Origin of the sequence: Citrobacter sp. wls757, from assembly GCF_005280935.1 — a bacterium.
GTDB classification, from domain to species: domain Bacteria; phylum Pseudomonadota; class Gammaproteobacteria; order Enterobacterales; family Enterobacteriaceae; genus Citrobacter; species Citrobacter portucalensis.
This window is the reverse complement of record NZ_SZWU01000062.1, coordinates 26,099-33,318: the sequence shown is the minus strand read 5'-3', so window position 1 is coordinate 33,318 and position 7,220 is coordinate 26,099. Positions and strand designations below refer to the sequence as shown.

The window sequence follows — 7,220 nt, the reverse complement described above, 5'->3', positions numbered from 1 at the left end:
CTGTGCGGGATGAAAACCGCCGGATGCGGCGTGCTGCCTTATCCGGCCTACAGGGGCCGGGCTGAATGTATTTTGTAGGCCTGATAAGCGCAGCGCATCAGGCAACACGTCTGCACACTGCCGGATGCGGCGTATCGCCTTATCCGGCCTACAAAAGCTAGTCCTGCTACCCGCGTACGAGGTTGAGTAACGGGTACGGTCGTCCGAGATCGTCCACCTCTGTACGTCCCGTCACGCTAAATCCCATCTTCTTATAGAATCCAACCGCCTGCTCATTCTGCTCGTTAACGTTGGTTGTTAGCGTTGAACTCATTGATAAAGCATGTTCAATCAGCAGTTTACCAACACCACTACCACGCACATCCGGATCGACAAACAAAGCATCAATATGCTGGTCGGTCAGGAGCATAAAAGCGACGGGCTCATCCTGTTCTGTCACTGCAACCCACAGAGGGGCTTCTGGTAAAAATGAACGTACCAGCTCCTCCAGCTCAATCCGATAATCCGCAGAGAGGAAATGGTGCGTGGCATCTACTGAGCGACACCAAATAGAAACTAACTTATCTCCTTCGTCCTGACGCGAACGACGAATGGTAAGGTTCATAGCATTCTCCTTTTTTTCTTTACTGCACTATTCTACAGCAAGGAGCCGTGAAACTTTCTCAACTTGAGGATGCAGGCTCGACATTCGCATGATTCCTGGGTATCTTCAGCTATCTGGATGTCTAAACGTTTAAACGTATGTTGTGAGGTTATCAGGTTATGCCAATTCGCGTGCAGGACGAGCTACCCGCCGTCAATTTTTTGCGTGAGGAAAACGTCTTCGTGATGACGACATCCCGCGCTTCCGGTCAGGAAATTCGTCCACTGAAGGTGCTCATCCTCAACCTGATGCCCAAGAAGATTGAAACGGAAAACCAGTTCCTGCGCTTACTGTCTAACTCACCGCTGCAGGTAGATGTTCAGCTATTGCGCATCGATGCCCGCGAGTCACGCAACACCCCAACGGAGCATCTGAATAACTTTTACTGTAATTTCGAGGATATCTGCGATCAGAACTTTGACGGATTGATCGTGACCGGCGCCCCGTTGGGCCTGGTTGAATTTAATGATGTGGCTTACTGGCCGCAGATTAAGCAAGTGCTTGAATGGGCCAAAGATCACGTTACCTCGACGCTATTTGTCTGTTGGGCGGTGCAGGCTGCGTTGAATATCCTGTACGGAATTCCCAAGCAAACCCGCACGGACAAACTCTCAGGCGTCTATGAGCACCATATTCTGCACCCTCATGCGCTGCTGACGCGTGGATTCGATGATGCGTTCCTGGCCCCGCATTCCCGCTATGCTGATTTCCCTGCAGCGCTTATCCGCGACTACACCGATCTCGAGATCTTTGCTGAAACCGAAGAGGGAGATGCCTACCTGTTTGCCAGCAAAGACAAACGTATCGCCTTCGTGACGGGTCATCCTGAGTATGACGACCATACACTCGGCAGCGAATATTTTCGTGATGTCGAAGCGGGCTTATCGCCGGAAGTACCCTATAACTATTTCCCGAAAGATGACCCGCAAAACAAACCGCGGGCAACCTGGCGTAGCCACGGTAATTTGTTGTTTACCAACTGGCTCAACTATTACGTCTACCAGATCACGCCATATGATCTGCGTCACATGAATCCAACGCTGGATTAATCTTCTGTAGCAGACGATCCTTAAGCGTTTCAGCATATTGAATCAGGCACCTTCGGGTGCCTTTTTTATTTCCGAAGCGCACCTCATCGTGTAATTAAATTTTATTTATATTGTTATCAATAGGTTAATTGATAATTAAATTAAAAATGGAAATTGTTTTTGATTTTGAAATTTAAATGAGTAGTCTTAGTTGTGCTGAACGAAAAGCGCACAACGATCCTTCGTTCGCATTGGGGATGTGTTTGGATCAATGACGAGGAACTACGCAATGAATCAACAGGCAACGACAACCGATGAACTGGTCTTCACCAGGCCGTTTGGCGAACAGGAACAGCAAATTCTGACCGCTGAAGCAGTGGAGTTTCTGACTGAACTGGTGACAAGATTTACGCCAAAGCGGAATAAACTTCTGGCTGCACGTATCCAGCAGCAGCAGGATATTGATGACGGTAAGTTGCCTGATTTTATTTCGGAAACAGCTTCCATTCGTGAAGGTGACTGGAAAATTCGCGGAATTCCTGATGATTTACTGGATCGCCGCGTAGAGATCACCGGACCCGTTGAGCGCAAGATGGTCATCAACGCGCTGAACGCGAACGTCAAAGTCTTTATGGCTGACTTCGAAGATTCACTGGCTCCTGAGTGGAGCAAAGTTATCGACGGGCAGATCAACCTGCGCGATGCGGTCAATGGCACCATTAGCTACACCAACGAAGCGGGTAAAATTTATCAGCTCAAACCTAATCCGGCTCTGTTGGTATGTCGCGTTCGTGGTCTGCACCTGCCGGAAAAACACGTTACCTGGCGTGGCGAATCTATCCCGGGCAGCCTGTTCGACTTTGTCCTCTATTTCTTCCACAACTACAAAACGTTGCTGGCGAAAGGCAGCGGTCCTTATTTCTATCTGCCAAAAACGCAGGCCTGGCAAGAAGCGGCATGGTGGAGCGAAGTGTTCAGCTATGCTGAGGACCGCTTTAACCTGCCGCGCGGCACCATTAAAGCGACCCTGCTGATTGAAACGCTGCCTGCCGTCTTCCAGATGGACGAAATTCTGCACGCCCTGCGTGACCACATTGTGGGTCTGAACTGCGGTCGTTGGGACTACATTTTTAGCTATATCAAAACGCTGAAGAACCACCCGGATCGCGTGCTGCCGGACCGTCAGGTGGTGACGATGGATAAGCCATTCCTCAGCGCCTATTCGCGTCTGCTGATTAAAACCTGTCATAAACGTGGCGCATTCGCGATGGGCGGCATGGCTGCATTCATTCCCAGCAAAGATGCGGAACGTAACAACCAGGTTTTGACCAAGGTAAAAGCGGACAAAGCACTGGAAGCAAATAACGGTCATGACGGCACATGGATTGCCCATCCGGGACTGGCAGATACCGCCATGGCGGTGTTCAACGACGTACTCGGTGAAAACAAAAATCAGCTGTTCGTGACCCGTGAAGAAGATGCCCCGATTACCGCAGAGCAACTGCTGGCACCTTGTGAAGGTGAGCGTACTGAAGAAGGCATGCGCGCCAATATCCGTGTCGCGGTGCAGTACATCGAAGCGTGGATCTCCGGTAACGGCTGCGTACCGATTTACGGTCTGATGGAAGACGCGGCCACCGCCGAAATCTCCCGTACCTCTATCTGGCAGTGGATCCACCACGAGAAGACGCTCAGCAACGGCAAGCCGGTTACCAAACCGCTGTTCCGTCAGATGCTGGCCGAAGAGATGCTGGTGATTCAGGACGAGCTGGGCGAACACCGCTACAGCAGCGGGCGTTTTGACGATGCCGCGCGCCTGATGGAGCAAATCACTACCTCTGATGAACTGATCGATTTCTTGACCCTGCCAGGCTACCGCCTGCTGGCGTAATTCACCACATAACAATATGGAGCATCTGCACATGAAAACCCGTACTCAACAAATCGAAGAATTACAGAAAGAATGGATTCAACCGCGCTGGGAAGGCATCACCCGTCCATATAGCGCGGAGGAAGTGGTGAAATTACGTGGCTCGGTTAACCCGGAATGCACGCTGGCGCAGCTTGGCGCGGCGAAAATGTGGCGTCTGCTGCACGGCGAATCGAAGAAAGGTTATATCAACAGCCTCGGCGCGCTGACCGGCGGTCAGGCGCTGCAGCAGGCGAAAGCCGGTATTGAAGCGGTCTACCTTTCAGGCTGGCAGGTGGCGGCAGATGCCAACCTGGCATCCAGCATGTACCCGGACCAATCGCTGTATCCGGCGAACTCCGTCCCGGCGGTGGTTGATCGGATCAACAACACATTCCGTCGCGCCGATCAGATCCAATGGTCAACCGGTATTGAGCCGAACGATCCTCGCTATGTCGATTACTTCCTGCCGATCGTTGCCGATGCGGAAGCAGGGTTTGGCGGCGTACTGAACGCGTTTGAACTGATGAAATCGATGATTGAGGCTGGTGCAGCGGCCGTTCACTTCGAAGATCAGCTCGCATCGGTGAAAAAATGTGGTCACATGGGCGGCAAAGTGCTGGTTCCGACGCAGGAAGCTATCCAGAAACTGGTGGCCGCCCGTCTGGCAGCCGACGTCATGGGGGTGCCGACGCTGGTGATTGCACGTACCGATGCCGACGCAGCCGATCTGATTACGTCTGATTGCGACCCATACGACAGCGAGTTCATCACTGGCGAACGTACCAGCGAAGGGTTCTACCGTACGCATGCGGGTATTGAGCAGGCGATCAGCCGTGGTCTGGCCTACGCACCGTATGCGGATCTGGTGTGGTGTGAAACCTCCACGCCGGACCTTGAACTGGCGAAGCGCTTTGCCGATGCGATCCATGCGAAATACCCTGGCAAACTGCTGGCTTACAACTGTTCGCCGTCGTTTAACTGGCAGAAAAACCTGGATGACAAAACCATCGCCAGCTTCCAGCAGCAATTGTCGGATATGGGTTACAAATACCAGTTCATTACCCTGGCGGGTATCCACAGCATGTGGTTCAACATGTTCGACCTCGCGCACTCCTATGCGCAGGGCGAAGGCATGCGCCACTATGTTGAGAAGGTTCAGCAGCCAGAATTTGCGGCAGCTAAAGACGGTTACACCTTCGTCTCCCATCAGCAGGAAGTGGGCACAGGTTACTTCGACAAAGTCACCACCATCATTCAGGGCGGAGCTTCCTCGGTGACCGCGCTGACCGGCTCGACCGAAGAATCGCAGTTTTGATTAATGCCCGGTGGCGCTGCGCTTACCGGGCCTACGAAGGGATGTAGGCCGGATAAGCGAACGCGCCATCCGGCATGACGTTGTGCCGGATGGGAGACATTGATGACGCGTGGCCTGGAATTACTGATTGCTCAGACTATCTTGCAAGGTTTCGACGCCCAGTACGGGCGTTTTCTGGAAGTCACCTCCGGCGCGCAGCAGCGTTTTGAACATGCCGACTGGCATGCGGTTCAGCAGGCGATGAAAAGCCGTATTCACCTTTACGATCATCACGTGGGTCTGGTGGTGGAGCAGTTGCGCTGCATTACTGACGGCAAAAGTACCGACGCGGATTTTTTACTTCGCGTGAAAGAGCATTACACCCGGCTACTGCCGGATTACCCGCGCTTCGAGATTGCGGAGAGTTTCTTTAACTCCGTTTACTGTCGGTTATTTGACCACCGCTCGCTGACTCCCGAGCGGCTGTTTATTTTCAGTTCTCAGCCAGAGCGCCGTTTTCGCACGATCCCACGTCCGCTGGCGAAAGACTTTTTTCCGGATACCGGCTGGGAGTGGCTGCTGACGCGCGTCCTTAGCGATCTGCCCCTGCGTCTGCCGTGGCAGAACAAACATCGTGATATCCACTACATCATCGAACACCTGACCGAAACCCTGGGAGCGGATGTGTTGTCGGGCTGCCATTTACAGGTGGCGAACGAACTGTTTTATCGCAACAAGGCCGCCTGGCTGGTCGGTAAGCTGATTACTCCTTCGGGGACGCTACCGTTTTTACTGCCAATCCACCGGACTGATGAAGGCGAATTGTTTGTCGATACCTGTCTGACCACGACGGCGGAGGCGAGCATTGTGTTTGGCTTCGCCCGCTCCTATTTTATGGTTTACGCCCCTTTGCCCGCGGCGCTGGTGGAGTGGCTGCGCGAGATCCTGCCCGGTAAAACCACCGCCGAACTGTACATGGCGATTGGCTGTCAGAAACACGCGAAGACCGAAAGTTACCGCGAATATCTGCTCTATCTTGCCCATTGCGATGAGCAATTTATTGAAGCGCCAGGGATCCGCGGCATGGTGATGTTGGTGTTTACGCTGCCGGGTTTTGACCGGGTGTTTAAAATCATCAAAGACAAATTTGCCCCGCAAAAAGAGATGTCTGCCGCCCACGTCCGCGCCTGCTATCAACTGGTTAAAGAACACGATCGTGTTGGGCGGATGGCTGACACCCAGGAATTCGAGAATTTTGTGCTGGAGAAACGGCAAATCGATCCGGCGCTGATGGCGCTGTTATTGCAGGAAGCCCCGGAAAAAATTACCGATCTCGGCGATCAGATTGTCATTCGCCATCTGTATATTGAACGACGGATGGTACCGCTGAATATCTGGCTGGAGCAGGTCGAAGGTCAGCAACTGCGCGATGCCATTGAAGAGTACGGCAACGCCATTCGTCAGCTGGCCGCCGCCAATATTTTCCCCGGCGATATGCTGTTTAAGAACTTCGGCGTGACCCGTCACGGGCGTGTGGTGTTCTACGATTACGATGAAATCTGCTACATGACGGAGGTGAATTTCCGCCATATCCCGCCGCCACGCTACCCGGAAGATGAGATGAGCGCTGAGCCGTGGTACAGCGTATCGCCGGGAGATGTCTTCCCGGAAGAATTTCGTCACTGGCTATGTGCCGACCCGCGTATAGGGCCGCTATTTGAAGAGATGCACGCTGACCTGTTCAGCGCTGACTACTGGCGCGGCCTACAGACGCGCATCAAAAACGGTCACGTGGAAGATGTTTACGCCTACCGGCGTCGGCAGCGGTTCAGTGTGCGTTATGAAACCGACCGTAGGCCGGATAAGGCACTTGCGCCGCCATCCGGCAATGTGCGCCGTGCCTGATGCGCTACGCTTATCAGGTCTACAAATCAGCCCTAACCCTGGATAGCAGGCCGGGTAAGGCGTAGCCGCCACCCGGCAACCCCATCCTAGCGAAATCCACCGTACGCCAGCGTCACTTCTTTCGCCGCTTTGATCGCCATGGCGCCAAACTCGGTCACGCGATCGTCGGTAATACGAGAAATGGGTCCGGAAATGGAAATCGCAGCGAACGGCTCGCGGTGCTCGTCATAAATGCACGACGCCACGCAGCGCAGACCCAGCGCATGTTCCTCATCATCAAAGGAATAGCCGCGCTTGCGCGTCTGGGCCAAATCCTCTTTCAGATGCACTGGCGACACCAGCGTGGCGTGTGTATAAGCATGCAGGCCTTTACGGTGCAGCAGGCCAGTCACTTGTTCTTCGCTCAGTTGGGATAAAAACGCCTTACCCGCACCGGAG

General features: G+C 53.4%; 6 protein-coding genes. 4 read left to right on the top strand and 2 right to left on the bottom strand.

Going from position 1 to position 7,220, the window contains the following annotated elements:
* Window positions 1-166 precede the first annotated feature (166 nt).
* Complete coding sequence (locus FDW94_RS18260; RefSeq protein ID WP_003826501.1) at window positions 167-604, bottom strand: acetyltransferase; 438 nt, start codon at window positions 602-604, stop codon at window positions 167-169.
* 158 nt (window positions 605-762) lie between these two features.
* On the opposite strand from FDW94_RS18260, the gene metA reads away from it, so the two are divergent.
* From metA to aceK, 4 genes are all read left to right on the top strand, one after another.
* The gene (gene metA, locus FDW94_RS18255) at window positions 763-1,692 is read left to right on the top strand and encodes a homoserine O-succinyltransferase (RefSeq protein WP_003826503.1); all 930 of its coding nucleotides are present in this window, start codon (window positions 763-765) and stop codon (window positions 1,690-1,692) included.
* Window positions 1,693-1,960: 268 nt separating this feature from the next.
* Entirely contained in the window at window positions 1,961-3,562 is a 1,602-nt protein-coding gene (aceB, locus tag FDW94_RS18250; RefSeq protein WP_137378054.1) for a malate synthase A, read from the top strand.
* Between the two features lie 31 nt (window positions 3,563-3,593).
* Window positions 3,594-4,898: an isocitrate lyase gene (aceA, locus tag FDW94_RS18245; RefSeq protein ID WP_137378053.1), complete on the top strand. Its 1,305-nt coding sequence runs from the start codon at window positions 3,594-3,596 to the stop codon at window positions 4,896-4,898.
* Between the two features lie 102 nt (window positions 4,899-5,000).
* On the top strand, window positions 5,001-6,782 hold the full coding sequence (gene aceK / locus FDW94_RS18240) for a bifunctional isocitrate dehydrogenase kinase/phosphatase (protein ID WP_003826508.1): 1,782 nt from the start codon (window positions 5,001-5,003) through the stop codon (window positions 6,780-6,782).
* Window positions 6,783-6,868: 86 nt separating this feature from the next.
* On the opposite strand, the gene FDW94_RS24490 is transcribed toward aceK, so the two are convergent.
* A partial coding sequence (locus tag FDW94_RS24490; protein WP_283204951.1) for an IclR family transcriptional regulator C-terminal domain-containing protein occupies window positions 6,869-7,220 on the bottom strand: 352 nt, incomplete at its 5' end.